Here is an 18,369-nt window from a genome sequence, read left to right as displayed (position 1 = left end):
CAACAATGGGTGACTTATTACGCAAGGGATTTTTATTAGGGTTAGGTGCAGCTGTGAGCGGTAAGGAGAAGCTGGAGCAGAAGCTAAAGGAACTCGTGGATAAAAATGAGCTGACCCAGGAGCAGGCACGAACCGTCTTAAACAACTTCATGGAAAAAGGAGAGACGAAAAAAAATGAATGGAGCGCCAAGCAATATGAGCAAACACAACAAATGATCAAAGACCTGGGCATCGCAACGAAAGACGATATTGATGCATTGCGATCACGAATCAAGGAGTTAGAGGAGAAAGTGAATAAGTAAGAAAACGAATGGAAGCGTCCGGGCTGAGCGCTTCCTTATTTGTTTTAAAGTTTACAAGAAGCTGTAGCAGGGAAATATCTATTTAGTAAATGGCCAAATTTTGCTTGGTTATCTAATAGGAAGAAGGGAGGCGATAAGAAATGACAACTAATCTGTTAATCACATTAATTGTCGTCTTGGGGATGGTAATTGTAGTCCCATTCGCAGTCTTCCTGCGAATTTACTTGCATGATCAGAAGCAAAAGGAACACTCGATATTGCGGAACTACCCTGTTTTAGGAAAAATACGTTATATCCTTGAAAAAGCCGGACCGGAATTCCGTCAATATCTTTTTAACAATAATAATGAGGGAAAACCGTTTAACCGGCGGGAATTTGAATTTGTTTATAAAGCAGCAAAATACAACGGCCGGATGATCGGGTATGGTTCGGAACGGGATTTTTCCGAGGAAGGGTTATATATCGTTAATCATATGTTTCCAAGTCAACGAGAGGAAATGAAGATTGATCAGCAGCCTAAAATTAAAACAAGGCTTTATACGATCGATAATGAAAAGCTTCTAAGTCGGAAAGAACACCATGAGGAAGCTATCCTTAACCCGTTTTATTTAACTGACGATGAAGCTATTATTCTCGGAAAAGATACCGTTCGTCATCCGTTTGAAATTAAAGGATTCATCGGCCAGTCGGCAATGAGCTTTGGTTCATTGGGGGATCATGCAATAACAGCACTTTCCAAAGGGCTGGGCATGGCTGGCGGTACATGGATGAATACTGGGGAAGGAAGCGTCTCCCCATATCATCAAAAGGGTGATGTAGATATTATTATGCAAATTAGTCCAGGGTTATTTGGTGTACGGACAAAGGATGGGGAGTTTTCCTGGCAGGAATTTAAAAACAGAAGCGAAATTGGACAGGTTAAAGCGTTTGAATTGAAATTAGCTCAAGGTGCAAAAACACGTGGGGGTCACGTGGAAGGCAGTAAAGTTACCGAGGAAATTGCGGAAATTCGTAAAGTAGAACCAGGGGTAACGATTAATAGTCCAAATAGATTCAGAGGGTTTCATGATGCAAAGGACTTACTGGAATTCGTCGATAACATGCGTGATATTGGCGGTAAACCAGTCGGTACCAAAATTGTTGTTGGTGATGAACATCAGGTGGAAAACTATATTCAGGCAATGAGCGAAACGGGAATTGTTCCAGATTTTATTACAGTCGACGGTGGGAACGGCGGTACGGGGGCTACTTATTATGAACTTGCTGAATCAGTAGGACTGCCAACATTTGCCGCATTGCCGCTTGTTGATGATATGCTGAAAAAATATCATTTGCGTGACAGAACAAAAATTATTGCCTCAGGGAAACTGATTACACCGGATAAAATTGCGATGGCACTTGCATTAGGCGCGGACATGATCAACATTGCCCGAGGTTTTATGCTTAGTGTCGGCTGTATTATGGCGCAGGTTTGCCATACAAATAATTGTCCTGTTGGTGTTGCAACGACAGATCCTAAACTTCAAAAGGCATTAAGCATTGAAGAGAAAAAATATCGTGTTTGTAATTATTTGGTCGCTCTGCGCGAAGGGGTTTTTGAAATGGCTGCTGTTGCCGGTTTGGACAGTCCGACAAAGTTTAATCGGGAGCATATTATTTACAAAGACCGGTTTAACCGGGTGAACAAGGTAAGGAGTTACTCCCATAGCGGCTAATAAAAAAGGAAGCAGGTGTTGTAAACTAGCAGCAGTGTGGAAATGGCCTTACCTGATAATGAATTACCGTATGAAATTAGACAACTTCTTTAATAAAGTGGTGAATATTTCGTATATTTGTAATTATAATGTTGATTCCTCTCAGAAATATTGGTACAATAAAGAGCAGAAAATGACTTTTGTTGTGATTGGGGGGGTTATAGCGTTTTGGAGAGCTTTTTACATGTATTAAAGGATACGGAAAAGAAGCTTGGCAGGCAGTTGCAAGAACGGGAAATTGAATTTTTGCAATGGGTGTATGATCGCTATACGGAAGAAGAGCAACAGAAGGAAAATATATGTCTATCGTAAAAGCCTTGGAGCAGAATCCAAGGCTTTTCAAATTGTCATAAACTTGTCTTTTCGCTATGCAGGCGTTACGTGTTATACTAAAGCAAGTTCTAGTAAAGGGGCGGTTTTTGATGTCCGTAACAAACAGTACAGTTATTCGAAAAATAATTAAAGAAGCTGAACAGGCAAAGGAAAAGCAAACGGATGATAAGCAAATGCTGAAGCATATCGCCAATGTAAAACTTTTATGTGAGCTGCTTTTAGAAGAAGAGGGCCCATTACAAGCAAATAGTAATGAAATAACAGCAGACGAAATAAGGACAATGATGGGCACGACCAATCATCAGTTGGTTGAGCAGCAACAGCCCAATCATTCTAAAAATGATCATGATGATGCCAATGGCGAATCAATTTTTGACTTTTAGTGTCAATCCAAGGGTTGCTGAATTGGGTTAGTAAGGGTCGGAGCTCGCTAGTTATTTTTTGAACAACCTTTTAAACAAGGAGTGGATCAATATGAAGTTATTTTTAGTGCTTGGTGTGATAAATGGATTTTTGGCAGTTGCCTTAGGAGCTTTTGGGGCACATGGTTTAGAAGGAAGGATCTCGGAGAAAGCACTAGGAACGTGGGAAAAGGCGGTCAATTATCAAATGTTCCACACGATGGCATTGCTTGTAACGGGACTGGTGATCAATAAAATTCAAACTGGCGGGGTGATGTGGGCAGGGTGGCTGTTCTTTATCGGAATCGTGTTGTTTTCCGGGAGCCTTTATATCTACTCCACCACTGGTATTAAAACGTTCGCCATGATCACACCACTTGGCGGAGTCGCATTTCTGCTTGGCTGGGTGTTGCTTGGATATGCCGTTGTCAAATATTTATAAGTTCAAATAGTTGCCAAGCTAGGACTGGAAGGTCTGGATCGCTTAGTGATGAGAGCTTTAAGGGTCAGGTCGCGGCAGGAAATGGGTTTATATTTGCCAAGGACGAGCTTGCTCAGGGCGGCTGGCATCTGTTGTTGGCGGTTGTCGTGGTTATTTTAGCAGAGGATCCCCCTATGTTTAGATACCGGAACAGCGGAGAAACAGGTAAGCGTCCGAGTTCGACTGCTGATCATTTGGTGGCTTTTTGAGCATCCTCTATAAATGAAAAATCATATACGTTGCGAAAATAAATAATAGTATTGCCTGCAAAAAATGTTTGCCGGCCTGGTTTGTCTGATGTGTGTGCCATTCAACAATTGCACCACTAAGCATACTAAAGGCAATCATATACAATGCAATGATAATCACGAAGGCAAAACCTTTAAGAAGGGCAATAATTCCAACGATTACAGCTACAATAATGAATAGTAGCTCCAAACGAATAAATTTTTCATATGGATGTCGCATATAAACTCCCCTTTTGGCTGAAAAACGGCAAGGAATTGAAAAGATCGCGGCAAACTGTATGTGAAGTCGGAAAACCCCGGTCGAACACGTAACAGTCCTGAACGAGCGCACAGGAATCCTGAACGAACTTGTACCTGGCTAAACTTACAAAAAGGATGACGCATCACAGAATTATGAACCCACTGTTTATAAAGCGGCTCATTCCATATGGTCATCCTTTCATGAAATAATGAGACATTACCTTGATGGATAACTGGCCAGTTGTCCCCCTGCTCCGCCGTACGGATATGCGTAATTGATTTCTTCATCGAATGTTACATAATCAAGATAAACCATTAATAACAAATACCGTCTGCCAGATTCAGGGTCACTTATGATGACGTGGTCCCGTCCAGCAGCTTCGATAATCCCCTTAAATACTTTCTGTTGTGTGTTTTCAAAGGTCATGTAAATGGTAGCTTCTTTACCTTTATTTAATCGTAATATGTTCTCGATATATGACTGTTGCTCTGGCAGCATCCCCTGTGTCGCTCCAGGTTGCTGTCCTTGCGGGAGTTGCTGTCCTTGTGCGTATTGCTGGGCTTGCGGGAATTGCTGGGCTTGTGGGGATTGCTGCTCTTGCCGAATTTGTTGTCTTGTATCATATACTGGATAATAGGCTTGGGAAGTCTGCGGGTAATAGTAGTATGGATAGGCTTGATAGGCGTTTGTATAGGATTGATTTGTACCGTCTTGCTTTTGACTCATAAAAAAACCTCCACTTAAATTTTAATATACTGCTGGGAAATCAGAAGCTATCAGGCGTAAAAAACAATGCACTTGTATCTACCGGCATTCCATCGACCATACCATTGGTACCGGGACACGTTCCTTCAGGTCCAAAAAAATAAATTTCCATTGATAATCTTTTCTGTTGATGATGTTTCTTGTTTGCACGCTGATAAAAGTATGTGCCACCGCAAACCCGCCAGGACTCTGAAAATCATATTTTCGTATTGAATTCTGGTAAAATCCAGGTAAGCAGACCTGATGCGAATTACTCGTATTACCGACCATTAGCGTATTTTGTGTTTGCCATCTGCCTCTTACTTACACATGTATCAATCGTGCAAGTAATTTGGGTACCCCTTTTCCGTCGGGGGAATAACAGCCGTAAAGTACACCTCATTTCTGTATATCTTTATGCTGGGCTTTTTAATGATGTGTATGATAATTTTAAGTGTAGTATGACAAAAATTGCTGTCGGGTATTTCTAGTTTGTAGATAACAGAAGAATAAGAAAAACACTAACGCGTCTTTCTAATATCAGAAGCCAGAGGTCGGATTGGGAAGAAATCGGTAGGTAGTCGATTTCAATATCTTTACTAAATGCCGATTTTTATACATTCGTATCCTTTAAAAAAGGTTTTCTGCACGTTTATACAGAAAACCTTTACTAACAGGATTATTATACTTGCAAAAAAGCTGGAACGTTTTCTTTTGGCAGATGGTTGCCAACGAAAAACTCACCAAATTCTCCAAAACGAGCACTAACTTCATCAAAACGCATTTCGTAAACGATTTTCTTTAATTGAACAGGATCATGAGCAAATAACGTCACGCCCCATTCCCAGTCGTCAAAACCGAATGATCCAGTAATGATTTGCTTGACTTTGCCCGTGTATTTACGGCCCGTTTTACTATGCTCGTACAATAACTTTGCACGAACATCCTTTTCCGTTGCATACCAGTTGTCTTCCCCTTGCCGGCGCTTGTCCATTGGGTAAAAACACATATGCTCCCATTTCGGCAAAATTGGTTTTAGCCGTTCTTGAATTCTTGGATATGATTCAAGGTCTGGCCCTTCCTTAGGCTCGGAGTATTTGGAAAGCTCGACAACCGAAACATAGGAATAAGCTGGCTGTAAGTATTCAGCAAATTTGGATTTATTAAATTCCGTTTCTAATTCATTTAATTCAACCATTGTCGGACGAAGAAACATGAACATGATGTCCGCTTTTTGTCCAACTACGGTATAGACAACATGACTGCCATTTTTCGCCGCTTCAACAGCTTCCCATTTTGTCAGTAATTGTTCAAATTCATGGATAGCTGCTTGTCTTTCCTCACTGGATGCCATCTTCCATGATGTCCAATCGATGCTTCGGAGGTCATGCAAGGAGTACCATCCATCCATTGTTTCAACTGCTTCAACCATCTATATCGCTCCTTTACGTACAATAAATAAAGCTGTTCTGTTTTTACTATATCACATTTGGGGAATGATAATCATGGAAAACGGATGTACTTTGGCGGTAGTATATTAATTTGTGAAAAGTTCGTGTCAATCGGGGTGAATAATAGATTAAAGGATAGGAATCGATTATCATTTTTGTATAAAGGAAAGGAAGGTTTTAACTATGAGCAACCTATTTACGGAAATAGCGAATACAATTGCGGATAAGAATAAACATATTGTGTTTCCGGAAGGGACGGATCAACGGATATTAGAGGCCGCAAGTAAACTGGGTGCTGCAGGAATTTTAACCCCGATCCTAATCGGGAATAAAGCTGGCATAAAACATACTGCTGAGGAGGTTGGTGTGGATGTTTCCTCATGTAAATTAATCGACCCAGCGGAATTTCAGGAGTATGAGCTGATGGTAGAAACATTTGTTGAAAGGCGCAAAGGGAAAGCGACTACCGAAGAGGCCCGTGAAATTTTACAGGATGAAAACTATTTCGGTACGATGCTCGTTTACATGAATCAGGCGGATGGTTTAGTAAGCGGGGCAATACACTCAACGGCAGATACGGTTCGGCCGGCACTGCAGATCATTAAAACAAAGGAAGGCATTAAAAAAACATCTGGTGTATTCATTATGGTCCGCGGCGAGGAAAAATATGTTTTTGCCGATTGTGCGATTAATATAGCACCGGACAGCCAGGATTTAGCCGAAATTGCAGTTGCAAGTGCAGAAACCGCAACGTTATTTGATATCGATCCCCGTGTGGCAATGCTCAGTTTTTCAACAAAAGGATCTGCAAAATCAGAGGAAACAGAAAAGGTTGCAGCAGCTGTCCGATTAGCTAAGGAAAAAAATGCGAATCTGTTAGTTGATGGAGAATTCCAGTTTGATGCTGCCTTTGTACCAAGTGTAGCACGAAAAAAAGCACCTGATTCCGTACTTGCGGGGAATGCAAATGTATTTATTTTTCCAAGTCTGGAAGCAGGGAACATCAGCTACAAAATAGCCCAGCGTCTTGGCGGGTTTGAAGCAGTCGGTCCCATTTTGCAAGGATTAAATCAGCCGGTCAATGATTTATCACGCGGCTGCAGCGCGGATGATGTATATAAGTTAGCACTGATCACAGCAGCCCAGGCTGAATAATTGGATGTAATCGAACTCGCAGTAGATTTTATGCAGTTTTGCTCGCATATCAGTGTGCGAGCAAATTTTGGCGGGGCTGGGGGCATCAACGGGAGAGTAGGAACCCCGGTTACTGTTCCCGGTCCTAAATTAAGCCATTTTGTGTAATAAATTCATTCCGCTTTTTCATTTGTTTTAGCCTGGTTTGGAAGGTCGCCAGTTCGCTTTCCGAAAAATCTGTTTCAACCACTTCATCACTTAATGCTTCCAATGTTGTATGGACACGCCTTTTTATATCATCCACAGTTAACTTCATACCAAGCAGTTCTGACAGTGAGGCCATTGTTGTTGGATCTACTGCAGGATACGTAAATTTTGTTTTTGCCCCTTGCAAACTGACATCATAAAATTTACGGATTAATGCAGCACGAGTAAAGCTCGACCCTTCCACATCCAAATAAATCTGTATCGCTGCGCCATCCTTGATCCGCCGCTGGGAAATTCCGGCAAATTTCCTGCCATCAATACTTAAATCATAATCTCCTGGACAATAGGAACCGACAATTTCGTACGCCTTAATGTTATCGGTAAGGTCACTTAGGATATATTGTACAAAACTGACCATCGCCTCATAGCATTCATAAATAGAAATATGCCGTACTCCGGGAAGGATGAGCGATATATTTAAAACTCCATCATCCAATGCGACAGCAAGACCGCCGGAATTACGAACAACTGCCTGATAACCTTGCTTCTGCAGCATGGAGATTCCATGTTCAATAAAGGGCAAGCGGGCGTCTGGGATACCGAGCACGACCGTATTGGGATGAACCCATAACCGGACAGAAGGTGGGGAAATTCCGTCACTGACCGAAGTAGCCAATGCATCATCAATTGCAAATGAGACCATCGCGGAAATCGGTACGTTATGGATATATGCTTCATTCGACTGATCGATATAGCGAAACGTCGTATGACGAATAATGTCTTTCCAGGTCTTCATCATGTGTTCTCCTTCAATTAAAAATTCCAAAGCAGAAAACTCCGGAGTATCGGCTGCTCTCCTCACTTCAGTTGTGCAAACGATTAACCAGCAATTTTACGTGCTGTTCCTCTTTTTAACTTTGACATTCTATTATATAATATAACAAAACTGTCGAAAAGAAACGGGTTGTTTAGTAATGGTTTATAAAGATGAGCAATTGGATGAGGAAAAGGTATTTAAGGATCCCGTACATCGATATGTCCACGTTAAGGACAGGGTAATATGGGACTTGATTGCGACGCCTGAATTTCAGCGGCTGCGGCGGATTAAACAGCTGGGCACGACAAATTTAACCTTTCATGGCGCAGAACACAGCCGTTTTAATCATTCATTGGGTGTGTATGAAATTGTCCGAAGAATTATTTTTAATTTCCGGAACGAGCCACATTGGAATACGAAAGAACGCCTGTTGTGTCTTTGTGCGGCTCTATTGCATGATCTGGGTCATGGCCCCTTTTCGCATTCATTTGAAAAGGTATTTAAACTGGATCACGAAGATTTCACCCAGCAAATTATTCTCGGGCGTACCCATGTACATACGATTTTGGAAAAAGTGGAACGAGGCTTTTCCCAAAAAGTTGCCGATGTGATTGCGAAAACATATGAGGATAAATTAGTGGTTAGTTTAATATCCAGTCAGATTGACGCTGATAGGATGGATTATTTGCAGCGTGACGCTTACTTTACTGGTGTAAGCTACGGCCATTTTGACATGGAACGGATTTTGCGGGTAATGCGTCCAATTGATGATCAGGTTGTCATTAAATCAAGCGGCATGCATGCAGTGGAAGATTATATTATGAGCCGTTACCAGATGTATTGGCAAGTATATTTTCACCCTGTCACAAGAAGTGCGGAAGTTATTTTGTCAAAAATTCTCCATCGGGCAAAGTATTTGTTTGAAAAAAAATATCGGTTCAAGCTGGAGCCTACCCATTTTATTTCGTTTTTTAACGAAAGGCCTGTACTTGACGAATATTTAAAACTGGATGAAGCAATTGTTTTCTATTATTTTCAGCTTTGGCAGGAAGAGGATGATCCGATTTTACGTGATCTGTGCGAACGATTTATGAACCGCCGGCTGTTTAAATATGTCGAATTTAATCCAAACCAGCAAATGAACCAGTGGATGGAACTATATCGTCTGTTTCAGGAAGCGGGTATTGATCCCGAATATTATCTTGTCGTTGATTCATCATCGGATTTGCCGTACGACTTTTACCGCCCTGGTGAAGAGGAGGAGCGGCTGCCGATTCATTTGCTGATGCCAAACAATGAGCTTAGAGAGCTGTCAAGACAATCGGATATTGTCGAGTCGATTTCCGGGAAAAAACGAACCGACCACAAGCTGTATTTTCCAGCAGATATAGTAAGCAGCATGCAAGATGGGAAGAAGCAACGGATTTTGGAACTTTTGGATAATGGGGGAGCGAAAAAACATGTTAACTAATCATGCAAAACTGATGCAATTTTTTTCCATCGCGAAGGAAGTTACCGGTCGAAAAAAACTGCAGAAAATGATTTATATTTTACAAAAAAACAATGTGCCGTTTGCAGAAAAGTACCAATTTCATTTTTACGGGCCTTACTCGGAGGAACTCTCGCTAAGAATCGAGGAACTGACCAATTTGGGATTTATTTCCGAGGAAAGGGAGGAAAAAAGCAATTATTATCAATACCATTATCAAATTACCGGAGACGGCCGGGAGTTTTTGAACCAATTCACGCTGGACATGCCGGATTTTACCTTAATGGTGGAACGATTAAACACAAAAAGTTCACGGTTTCTGGAGCTTGTTTCAACGATGCTTTATTTCGATGATTTACCAAGAAACGAGATCGCGGAAAAAGTCCATGTCGTGAAGCCGAAACAAAATTATACGGATGAAGAACTAAAAGAGGCTTGGATGTTTATCGATTCTTTGCAAGAAAATCAGTTGGCATAAAGGCGGCTATATGCGTACCTGGCCAGTAAATCGTTTATTTCGGACAGTATTTTATGGGAATTGGCTAGTAAATGCATGAAGTTGGACAGTATTTGTAAAATCTGGACAGTAAATGTACGAAATCGGACAGTAGTTACGATTTGACCAGTAAACGTATGAAGTCGGACACTATCTGCAGGTGAACTACAGCCCAGAAGATGTGAAATGGGCAATCGCCTGTGCTACAATAGGAATCAACATGATGAAGGAGGGTCCTTTAAAAATGAGTTCAGATCAATCTTCCAAAAATAAGAAAAGTAATCCATTCACGATTATAAAAGATGATCCACTTGATGGGGATAGAGGTTATGGTGCCGGATCAATAAGTCTTGAAAATATGTCATCGGTAATTGTTGATCCGAATGAAGACAGAGCATTTGTCGACATGGGTGCCATGCATGCGCGTAGTGAGGTGGAGCGCCGTGTCAAGTTTTTACCGGATAGGGATGCTGTTCCGAACGGGAAATTGTATTGGATTGTTTGGGTAACAGTCGAAAAGGGCGAAAACGGCCCATATTTTTCTGGGGTGTGCGGCAGTGAAATCCGGGTTGACCGTTCCATTAAACGTGCCTATAAATCAATGCCCGAGCATGTGACACATATGGAAAAGTCGTTAAAAGGCAAAATAATAGTTGCCCATATGGATGAACATTCCAAAAGATTATTAAGAGACTTCCTTGTTGATTTTAAAGGCGGGGAAATGTGGGAAAATTCCTCGGATGAGTTGAAGCAGGCACTTCCGGAATCGTGAACAATTTGTGAACGAATCATGAACAATTACGGAAATTCTTGTGCTTTGCGATATTAATTTGTAAAATATGTATACATGGGCTTACACATGTATTACTAGGACAATAAAGAAGCTGACCTTAAAGCGGGACGGACCTGCCAGAAGTCAGCTTCTTTATTTTGTGGTAAAGATACGATAAACGGTAGAGAACAGGATCAAAGCTGGAGAAAGTGCCTTCCAAACGGGAGCGACTCGTCTTCCGGTAAGACACCTTCCCCGATCCGGAGACACCGTTACAGGGTTACGCAAGCGCTTCCCGGCTCCCGCTGCCTAAAACAACATATCAAATAACTTCTTTAAAACCCCTTTTTTCTCAGCATCCTTCTGCTTGTCTTTTTTTTCACCGGCTCCATCCTCATCTGGAAAATGCAACGAACAATATTCTTTCGGTTCTGTACCTTTTTTAAAATACATGACACGGCTGTGTTTGCAGTAACGGGTTGCTCGCTTGCCGGTTTCCGGATCGATGGGCACGGCGACAACCCCGGATGGTACGTCAAACTTATGTGGCGGGATATGTTTATGGGCCGCTTCCATAAATCCGGCCCAAACATTTTTTGCATAGGAACCTTCTGCAACTTTTTCTATTGGGCGATTGTCGTCATAGCCTGTCCAAATACCCATTACCAGATCAGGGCTGTAGCCAATCATCCAGCTATCGGAATTCGTTGTTCCCGATTTGCCCGCATAAGTACGGGTCAGTTTATCTGCTATTGACGAACCAGTCACAGCCATATACCCATTTAACGAACGGTCAAACATTCCCGTCATTAGTTGCGTTAAAATAAATGTACGCTGGGCATCGAGGATTTGTTCACCTTGTGCATTGTCACGTTCATAAACGGTTTTTCCTTTGCGGTCAACAATTTTTTCAATGGTATGGCTGGAAATGTCGTGACCTCCGTTAGCCAGGATTCCGTAGCCCGTCACCATTTCATTGACAGATATTGAAGCAGTTCCCAATGCGAGTGATGGTACCTTGGGCAATTTGCTTTCAATCCCGAATCGCTGTGCCGTATCAATCAATTTCTCCACGCCTAAAAACAGGTTCGTTTTTACCGCGTAAACATTATCGGACAATGCTAATGCCTGTGCAAGCGTAATTGGTTCATTTGCGTAATACCCATTGTAATTGCCAGGCTGGTAAACCTGCCCATCCTCCAGTTCAAAAGTGGTTGGCTTGCTCATGAGCATGGTTGTTGGAGTATAGCCGTTTCCGAGTGCTGCATAATATAAAAACGGCTTAAAGGCAGATCCCGGCATCCGTTTTGCCTGGATAGCCCGATTGAATGTGCTATTCTGGTAATCACGGCCGCCAATAAGTGCGTGAATCCCGCCTGTATCCGGATCCATTACAATTGCTCCTGCCTGGATTTTACTCCTTTCCTGAAAAACATCATTAACTTCCTGTTCCAGTTGTTTTTGCTGATTGATGTCTAACGTTGTATGAATTTGATAGCCGCCGGCACGTACTTTTTCTTTGTCAAGATCTAAAATCCCCGCAGCCTCCTGTAAAACAGTATCAAGAAAATATGGGGCAAGCTTGTCTTGTTTCTCCTCGACTGTTTCAGCAAAAGCAAGTTTTTCCTTTGTTGCCAGTAAGAAAGATTCGTTATCGATTACCTTTTTATCGCGCAATAATCCTAATATCCATTTTTGCCGTTCTTTTGCATTCTCCATGTTGTTGAATGGCGAATAATAGGCGGGTCCTTTTGGAATTGCAGCCAGCATCGCAGCTTCTGCAAGTGACAGTTCATTTGCCGATTTATCGAAAAAATACCGGCTTGCCGCTTCCACGCCATATGCACCATGCCCATAATAAATCGTATTTAAATAGCCTTCCAAAATCTCATCTTTTGAATAAAACATTTCCAGGCGGATCGTGTAAAAGGCTTCTTGTAATTTTCTTGTCCAAGTTTTTTCAAAGGACAAATATAAATTTCGGGCATATTGCTGTGTTAGTGTACTGGCGCCTTCTTTTAGCGACATCGTTTTCAGATCCGTCCAAAGAGCGCCGGCAATGCGCGGAATATCAAATCCATTATGGTCATAGAAATGCTGGTCTTCGGCAAGCAGTATAGCCTTAACCAGTTGTGGTGATATGTCGTCTAAGTCTACCCAGTAGCGGCTTCCGTTCCCGCTCTCTTCGCCAACCACCTGGCCGTCCTGGCTATAGTAAATGGTATTTTGTTCTGTTGACAGCTTCGGTGGTCCGAGTAGAAAGCTGACCAAATAAACACCCGCTATAAAGATAATAGCTGACAGGATAATACCGATCGTCAGTTTTCTAAAAAAATGTTTCTTTATCCAGCTCATCATTTTAGCTCCAATTTTCGTGTGTGCATTCATCAATCATTATGGGAAAAGGAAAACGGAAATAAACACCACTTAAGAAAAAAATGGCACGTATCCCACACTTTTTCGTTGATAATGTGCGATTCCAGTCGATATGTCGCGCTTTTTGGTTGATGGAGGCGATTTCTTAGATTATTACACAATTATACGGACTTAATCTAAACGTAGAATTCGATGATTCAGGGGAAATGCTGAACAAACGTTCGAAATCGCTGAACAAACGCGAAAAACCGCTGATCAAACGCAAAAGTCGCTGAACAAACGTTCGAAACCGCCGATCAAACGCGAAAAGACGCTAATCAAAATGGAAAAGTCCGATGATCAACAAGAACACCACCAAAAATCAGCTTAATATTGAATTACTCCCCCATTTATCGCTATAATAGGTAAATATCCGATTAATCAAGCAGGAGCGATTTTATGGAAATAGAGCAAACCCGGGTTGCCGTCGAATTTTGCATGACGATTGAGGATAATGGTCAACTGGAAGAAACGAAAGCAGAAGCAACCGGAGTTTTATATAAAAAGGGCCAGATGGATGTACTGACATATAATGAACATACCGAGGATAACGATATAATCAAAAACCTGCTGACTATTCAGCCGGAAAAGGTCAGCATTAAACGAACGGGACCAGTACAGATGCACCAGCAATTGCGGCTAAAGCAACCATCGGAAAATCTATTTCATCATGCACATGGTACGATACATATGGAAACATTCACGGACCGGATAAATTATCAGCCGTTAAGCACCACCAGCCAAGGGAAACTGGCAATCGATTATCATGTCAGACTAAATGGACAACAAATAGCACGCAAGCATCAATTAACACTGACGTTGAAAGAGGAGGAGTAAACGAAATGAACGTATTAGCACAAACGGAAGAAACATTGAAACAAGAAATTGCCAAAGCGGTAATTAAAGCGAATCTTGCTGCAGAAGCTGAATTGCCGGATATTATTCTGGAGAAGCCGAAAGACAAGGCACACGGAGATTTTGCTTCAAACATTGCGATGCAGCTTGCCCGGATTGCCAAAAAGGCACCACGGCAAATCGCCGAAGATATCGTGGCAAATCTGGATCAGACAAAGGCAGCAATTGAAAAAGTCGAAATTGCTGGTCCTGGCTTTATCAATTTTTTCACGAAAAATGATCTTTTGGGTGAGCTGATTCCGACCATTTTACAAGCGGATCATGCATACGGCAGGTCCAATGCTGGTCGAGGGGAAAAAATCCAAGTTGAATTTGTCTCGGTTAATCCGACTGGTGATTTGCATCTTGGCCATGCGCGAGGGGCTGCATTTGGTGACGTACTTTGCAATGTGCTGGATACAGCTGGCTATAAAGTCCAGCGTGAATACTACATGAATGATGCTGGCAAGCAAATCGACAACCTGGCATTATCCGTTGAAACCCGTTATTTGCAAGCGTTAAATATCGATGCTGAAATGCCTGAGGACAGTTATCGCGGCAAAGATATTGTTGGAATTGGCGAAGAACTTGCAAAAAAATACGGAAATAAGTGGGTCAACGCAGATCGGGATGAACGGCTTGCCTTTTTTAAAGAATATGGCCTGGAATATGAAATGGGTAAACTAAAAAAGGATTTGACCGATTTCGGCGTACATTTCGATAATTGGTTTTCCGAACGCTCTTTATATAAAGATAATAAAATTACCGATGCGTTAAACACGCTTAAGCAAGGTGGTTATATTTACGAAAAAGATGGGGCGACATGGTTCCGCTCCACTGAATTTGGCGATGATAAGGATCGTGTTTTAATCAAACAGGACGGGGGTTATACGTATCTGACACCGGATATTGCCTACCATCAAAATAAGCTGGAACGAGGCTTTGATAAAATAATTAACGTCTGGGGCGCAGACCATCACGGGTATATTCCGCGGATGCGGGCGGCGATTCAGGCTTTAGGTTATGAAAAAGAAAAGTTTGCTGTAAAGATTATACAAATGGTCAACCTGTTTGAAAACGGTGAAAAAATTCGGATGAGCAAACGGACAGGAAACGCCGTTGCATTGCGTGAATTGATGGATGAAGTTGGTGTTGATGCGGTTCGCTATTTCTTCGTGATGCGTTCCAATGATTCCCAGCTTGATTTTGATTTAAGTCTGGCACGTTCCCAGTCAAATGATAATCCTGTTTATTACGTACAGTATGCCCATGCAAGGATTTGTACCATGCTGAAGCAAGCGGAAGATAGAGACTTGATTGACGAGCATTATGATGCAAGCTTGTTAACAGCGGAAAAGGAACTTGACTTATTGAAAAAATTAGGAGAATTCCCGCAAACCATTGCTGATGCAGCGGAAAAGGAAACACCACATAAGGTGACGCAATACATTTTTGAACTGGCTTCATTGCTGCATAGCTTTTACAATGCTGAAAAAGTGCTGGATGCCGAAAATCCGGAACGAACAAAAGCGCGGATTGCCTTAATGAAGGCCGTTCGAATTACGATTGCCAATGGCCTGAGCCTGATCGGTGTAAAGGCTCCTGAAAAAATGTAACTTAGTCTCCTCATCCAGTGTAGATGAGGAGATTTATTTTTTGTTTAAAGATATGTTCTCGGCAACGGAAGTTTTTTCCGTATTGAAGGGGCGTTTGTGCTTTTGTTTCATTGCTACTCCCTTACTATAATAAAAATGACAATTATCACATATATATATAAATATGTTGACTGAATGATCATTCATCATTTAAAGTAGTATTATAATCTTTTAAAGTTATGCTCTGACTTAGGAATTTTTCGGAAAATGCAATCGCTATCATTTTGGTTATAGTAGAGGCACCAGAGCTGGACGTGGCTTATCCATTCAATAACAAACTAGAGCCTGAATTTTATACTTTCTTTAAATAAGACAAAGGGGGAGCGGATAGGATATGGATACGTTTTTGTTGATCAATGCGATTCTATTTACAGCTATTGTTATGTATGGACTATATTTATTTGGTAGAGTCGTAGCAACACGGACAGCCTATATCAAACTGGGTAAAAAATCAACGTTTGATGGTGAAGTGAAGGAGCGCTTGCGGAGGATTGGCAAAATTGTTTTTGGGCAATCAAAACTGTTAAAGGATAAAAAATCCGGTATCATGCATGTCATGATGTTCTATGGATTTATCCTTGTTCAATTTGGTGCCATCGATATGTTTGTGAAAGGTCTGGCACCCGAAAGGCATTTACCATTTGGGGTATTTTATCCTGGGTTTACGTTTTTCCAGGAGCTTGTCACTTTAATGATTCTCGTTGCAGTTGCTATTGGCTTTCACCGCCGCTATGTGGAAAAAATTGTAAGGTTGAAACGTGGATTTAAAGCAGGACTAGTACTGATTTTTATTGGAACGTTAATGCTATCCGTATTGGTTGGAAACGGGATGGCCCAAATCTGGCACGGCCATGACGCAACCTGGACTGAACCGGTTGCCAGTTTGATCGGACTAGGCTTTGGCTGGATGTCCCCGACCGCAGCAGCAGTAGTGTTCTATATTGCCTGGTGGGTTCATGCCATTACCATTCTTACATTTTTAGTATATGTGCCGCAATCAAAGCATGCACACTTGATTGCAGCGCCGATCAACGTATTTTTAAGTAAACGGGTAACTGGAAAATTGAATAAACTGGATTTTGACATAGATGAGGATGCCGAAGAAAGTGAAGAGGAGATTTCCTTTGGCGTCGGGAAGGTAGAGGATTTTGAACAGTATCAGCTGATTGATTTTTACGCCTGTGTGGAATGTGGCCGCTGTACGGATGTATGCCCGGCAGCAGGAACGGGTAAAATGCTGTCGCCAATGGATTTGATGATCAAAATGCGTGACCATTTAACCGAGAAAGGGGCAGCGATTACTGGGAAAACGCCATGGGTTCCGGCGTATGCATTTGCCAATACCAAAGGCAACCAAATTGCAAAATCCGAGGCAGCTGCAAGTGTGGAAGATGTCAGCCTGATCGGTGATGTTATCACTATTGAAGAGCTTTCTGCATGTACAACTTGCCGGAATTGTGAAGATGCGTGCCCCGTGATGAACGAGCATGTTGATAAAATTATTGACCTTCGCCGTTATCTGGTCATGACAGAGGGGAAAATGGATCCAGATGCCCAACGTGCTGTGATGAACATCGAGCGTCAAGGTAATCCATGGGGCTTGTCGAAAAAAGACCGGATTAAATGGCGCGAATTAGATGAGTCTGTGTCTATTCCGACTGTTAAGGAATTGAAAAAGGAAGATAAAGAATTTGACTATTTATTCTGGGTAAGCTCAATGGGTGCCTATGATAACCGCAGTCAAAAAATTGCTATTGCATTTGCCAAACTGATGAATAAAGCAGGGATCCGTTTCGCGATACTAGGCAACAAAGAAGCAAATTCAGGCGATACAGCCCGCCGAATCGGCAATGAATTTTTATTCCAGGAAATTGCTGAGAAAAACATTAAAGAATTTGAAAAACATGACGTGAACAAGATCGTTACGATCGACCCACACGCGTACAATATTTTCAAAAATGAATATCCTGACTTTGGATTTGAAGCGGAAGTTTATCATCATACGCAATTATTGTTTGATTTGGTGATGAATGGAAAACTAAAACCGCAGCGGGAAATCAACGAAAGACTTACGTATCATGATTCCTGTTATTTAGGACGCTACAATGGTGTGTATGATCCGCCAAGGGAAATTCTCCAGTCGATACCAGGACTTGAACTTGTTGAAATGGAGCGCAGCCGGGAAAATGCGATGTGCTGTGGAGCTGGCGGCGGATTAATGTGGAGTGAAGAAACGACCGGTAACCGGATCAATGTCGCCCGAACAGAACAGGCAATCGCTGTTCAGCCATCCATGATTTCCAGCGCCTGCCCATATTGTCTAACAATGCTGAGTGACGGTACAAAAGCGAAAGAAGTGGAAGACGATATCGGCACAATGGACGTTGCGGAAATTCTGGCCTTATCCGTATTTGCCGAGGAACATTCGAAAACAGCATAATTCTTACTGTCCAATTTTGGCAAAGATGATCAAACTAGTAATCTTGTAGTGCGTGTTCAAAAAGTCGCCGCTTATCATTTGGTGACTTTTTGAAC

General features: G+C 41.9%; 17 protein-coding genes. 12 read left to right on the top strand and 5 right to left on the bottom strand.

Annotation, left to right across the window (positions count from 1 at the left end; all coding sequences use genetic code 11):
• Positions 1 to 5 precede the first annotated feature (5 nt).
• The 5 genes from IEX12_RS05315 (at position 6) to IEX12_RS05295 (ending at position 3,232) form a co-directional block, all read left to right on the top strand.
• A complete protein-coding gene (locus IEX12_RS05315; RefSeq protein ID WP_088052114.1) occupies positions 6 to 302 on the top strand; it encodes a phasin family protein in 297 nt (98 codons plus the stop codon).
• Positions 303 to 442: 140 nt separating this feature from the next.
• On the top strand, positions 443 to 2,017 hold the full coding sequence (locus IEX12_RS05310; protein WP_088052116.1) for an FMN-binding glutamate synthase family protein: 1,575 nt from the start codon (positions 443 to 445) through the stop codon (positions 2,015 to 2,017).
• A 207-nt stretch (positions 2,018 to 2,224) separates the two neighbouring features.
• On the top strand, positions 2,225 to 2,368 hold the full coding sequence (locus tag IEX12_RS05305; RefSeq protein WP_188724764.1) for a hypothetical protein: 144 nt from the start codon (positions 2,225 to 2,227) through the stop codon (positions 2,366 to 2,368).
• Positions 2,369 to 2,478: 110 nt separating this feature from the next.
• The gene (locus IEX12_RS05300; protein ID WP_088052117.1) at positions 2,479 to 2,772 is read left to right on the top strand and encodes a DUF5327 family protein; all 294 of its coding nucleotides are present in this window, start codon (positions 2,479 to 2,481) and stop codon (positions 2,770 to 2,772) included.
• A 91-nt stretch (positions 2,773 to 2,863) separates the two neighbouring features.
• Positions 2,864 to 3,232, top strand: a complete 369-nt coding sequence (locus IEX12_RS05295) for a DUF423 domain-containing protein (RefSeq protein ID WP_088052119.1) — start codon at positions 2,864 to 2,866, stop codon at positions 3,230 to 3,232.
• A 255-nt stretch (positions 3,233 to 3,487) separates the two neighbouring features.
• Here IEX12_RS05295 and IEX12_RS05290 read toward each other — a convergent pair whose 3' ends face one another.
• The 3 genes from IEX12_RS05290 to hemQ all read right to left on the bottom strand — a co-directional run bounded on the left by IEX12_RS05290 (position 3,488) and on the right by hemQ (position 5,936).
• The gene (locus tag IEX12_RS05290; RefSeq protein ID WP_088052120.1) at positions 3,488 to 3,739 is read right to left on the bottom strand and encodes a hypothetical protein; all 252 of its coding nucleotides are present in this window, start codon (positions 3,737 to 3,739) and stop codon (positions 3,488 to 3,490) included.
• A 237-nt stretch (positions 3,740 to 3,976) separates the two neighbouring features.
• Positions 3,977 to 4,486 (bottom strand): spore coat protein GerQ, encoded by a 510-nt coding sequence (gene gerQ / locus IEX12_RS05285; RefSeq protein ID WP_155554775.1) that lies wholly within the window; start codon positions 4,484 to 4,486, stop codon positions 3,977 to 3,979.
• Positions 4,487 to 5,186: 700 nt separating this feature from the next.
• Complete coding sequence (gene hemQ, locus IEX12_RS05280) at positions 5,187 to 5,936, bottom strand: hydrogen peroxide-dependent heme synthase (RefSeq protein WP_088052125.1); 750 nt, start codon at positions 5,934 to 5,936, stop codon at positions 5,187 to 5,189.
• Positions 5,937 to 6,138: 202 nt separating this feature from the next.
• Between hemQ and pta the strand changes: the two genes are divergently transcribed.
• Positions 6,139 to 7,110 carry a phosphate acetyltransferase gene (gene pta, locus IEX12_RS05275; RefSeq protein ID WP_088052128.1) on the top strand — a complete coding sequence of 324 codons (972 nt, stop codon included), beginning with the start codon at positions 6,139 to 6,141 and terminating at the stop codon, positions 7,108 to 7,110.
• Between the two features lie 124 nt (positions 7,111 to 7,234).
• Here pta and IEX12_RS05270 read toward each other — a convergent pair whose 3' ends face one another.
• Positions 7,235 to 8,092, bottom strand: coding sequence for a lipoate--protein ligase family protein (locus IEX12_RS05270; RefSeq protein WP_088052130.1), 858 nt, complete (start codon positions 8,090 to 8,092; stop codon positions 7,235 to 7,237).
• A gap of 178 nt (positions 8,093 to 8,270) precedes the next feature.
• On the opposite strand from IEX12_RS05270, the gene IEX12_RS05265 reads away from it, so the two are divergent.
• From IEX12_RS05265 to IEX12_RS05255, 3 genes are all read left to right on the top strand, one after another.
• Positions 8,271 to 9,584, top strand: a complete 1,314-nt coding sequence (locus IEX12_RS05265) for an HD domain-containing protein (protein ID WP_088052132.1) — start codon at positions 8,271 to 8,273, stop codon at positions 9,582 to 9,584.
• Positions 9,574 to 10,080 carry a YwgA family protein gene (locus IEX12_RS05260; RefSeq protein ID WP_188724763.1) on the top strand — a complete coding sequence of 169 codons (507 nt, stop codon included), beginning with the start codon at positions 9,574 to 9,576 and terminating at the stop codon, positions 10,078 to 10,080. Before IEX12_RS05265 ends, IEX12_RS05260 begins: the two co-directional genes overlap by 11 nt.
• Before the next feature lie 262 nt (positions 10,081 to 10,342).
• On the top strand, positions 10,343 to 10,870 hold the full coding sequence (locus IEX12_RS05255; protein ID WP_088052134.1) for a YwhD family protein: 528 nt from the start codon (positions 10,343 to 10,345) through the stop codon (positions 10,868 to 10,870).
• A 309-nt stretch (positions 10,871 to 11,179) separates the two neighbouring features.
• On the opposite strand, the gene IEX12_RS05250 is transcribed toward IEX12_RS05255, so the two are convergent.
• Entirely contained in the window at positions 11,180 to 13,225 is a 2,046-nt protein-coding gene (locus IEX12_RS05250; protein ID WP_188724762.1) for a transglycosylase domain-containing protein, read from the bottom strand.
• Between the two features lie 459 nt (positions 13,226 to 13,684).
• On the opposite strand from IEX12_RS05250, the gene IEX12_RS05245 reads away from it, so the two are divergent.
• The 3 genes from IEX12_RS05245 (at position 13,685) to IEX12_RS05235 (ending at position 18,274) form a co-directional block, all read left to right on the top strand.
• Positions 13,685 to 14,122, top strand: coding sequence for a YwiB family protein (locus tag IEX12_RS05245; RefSeq protein ID WP_088052137.1), 438 nt, complete (start codon positions 13,685 to 13,687; stop codon positions 14,120 to 14,122).
• A 5-nt stretch (positions 14,123 to 14,127) separates the two neighbouring features.
• Entirely contained in the window at positions 14,128 to 15,795 is a 1,668-nt protein-coding gene (gene argS / locus IEX12_RS05240) for an arginine--tRNA ligase (RefSeq protein ID WP_188724761.1), read from the top strand.
• A 373-nt stretch (positions 15,796 to 16,168) separates the two neighbouring features.
• The gene (locus tag IEX12_RS05235) at positions 16,169 to 18,274 is read left to right on the top strand and encodes a heterodisulfide reductase-related iron-sulfur binding cluster (RefSeq protein WP_102414421.1); all 2,106 of its coding nucleotides are present in this window, start codon (positions 16,169 to 16,171) and stop codon (positions 18,272 to 18,274) included.
• Positions 18,275 to 18,369: the final 95 nt, after the last annotated feature.

This window comes from Lentibacillus populi (assembly GCA_014642895.1).
Lineage (GTDB): Bacteria > Bacillota > Bacilli > Bacillales > Amphibacillaceae > Lentibacillus_C > Lentibacillus_C populi.
Note: the sequence above shows the minus strand (reverse complement) of the source record. Positions and strands in the feature narration are given on the sequence as shown.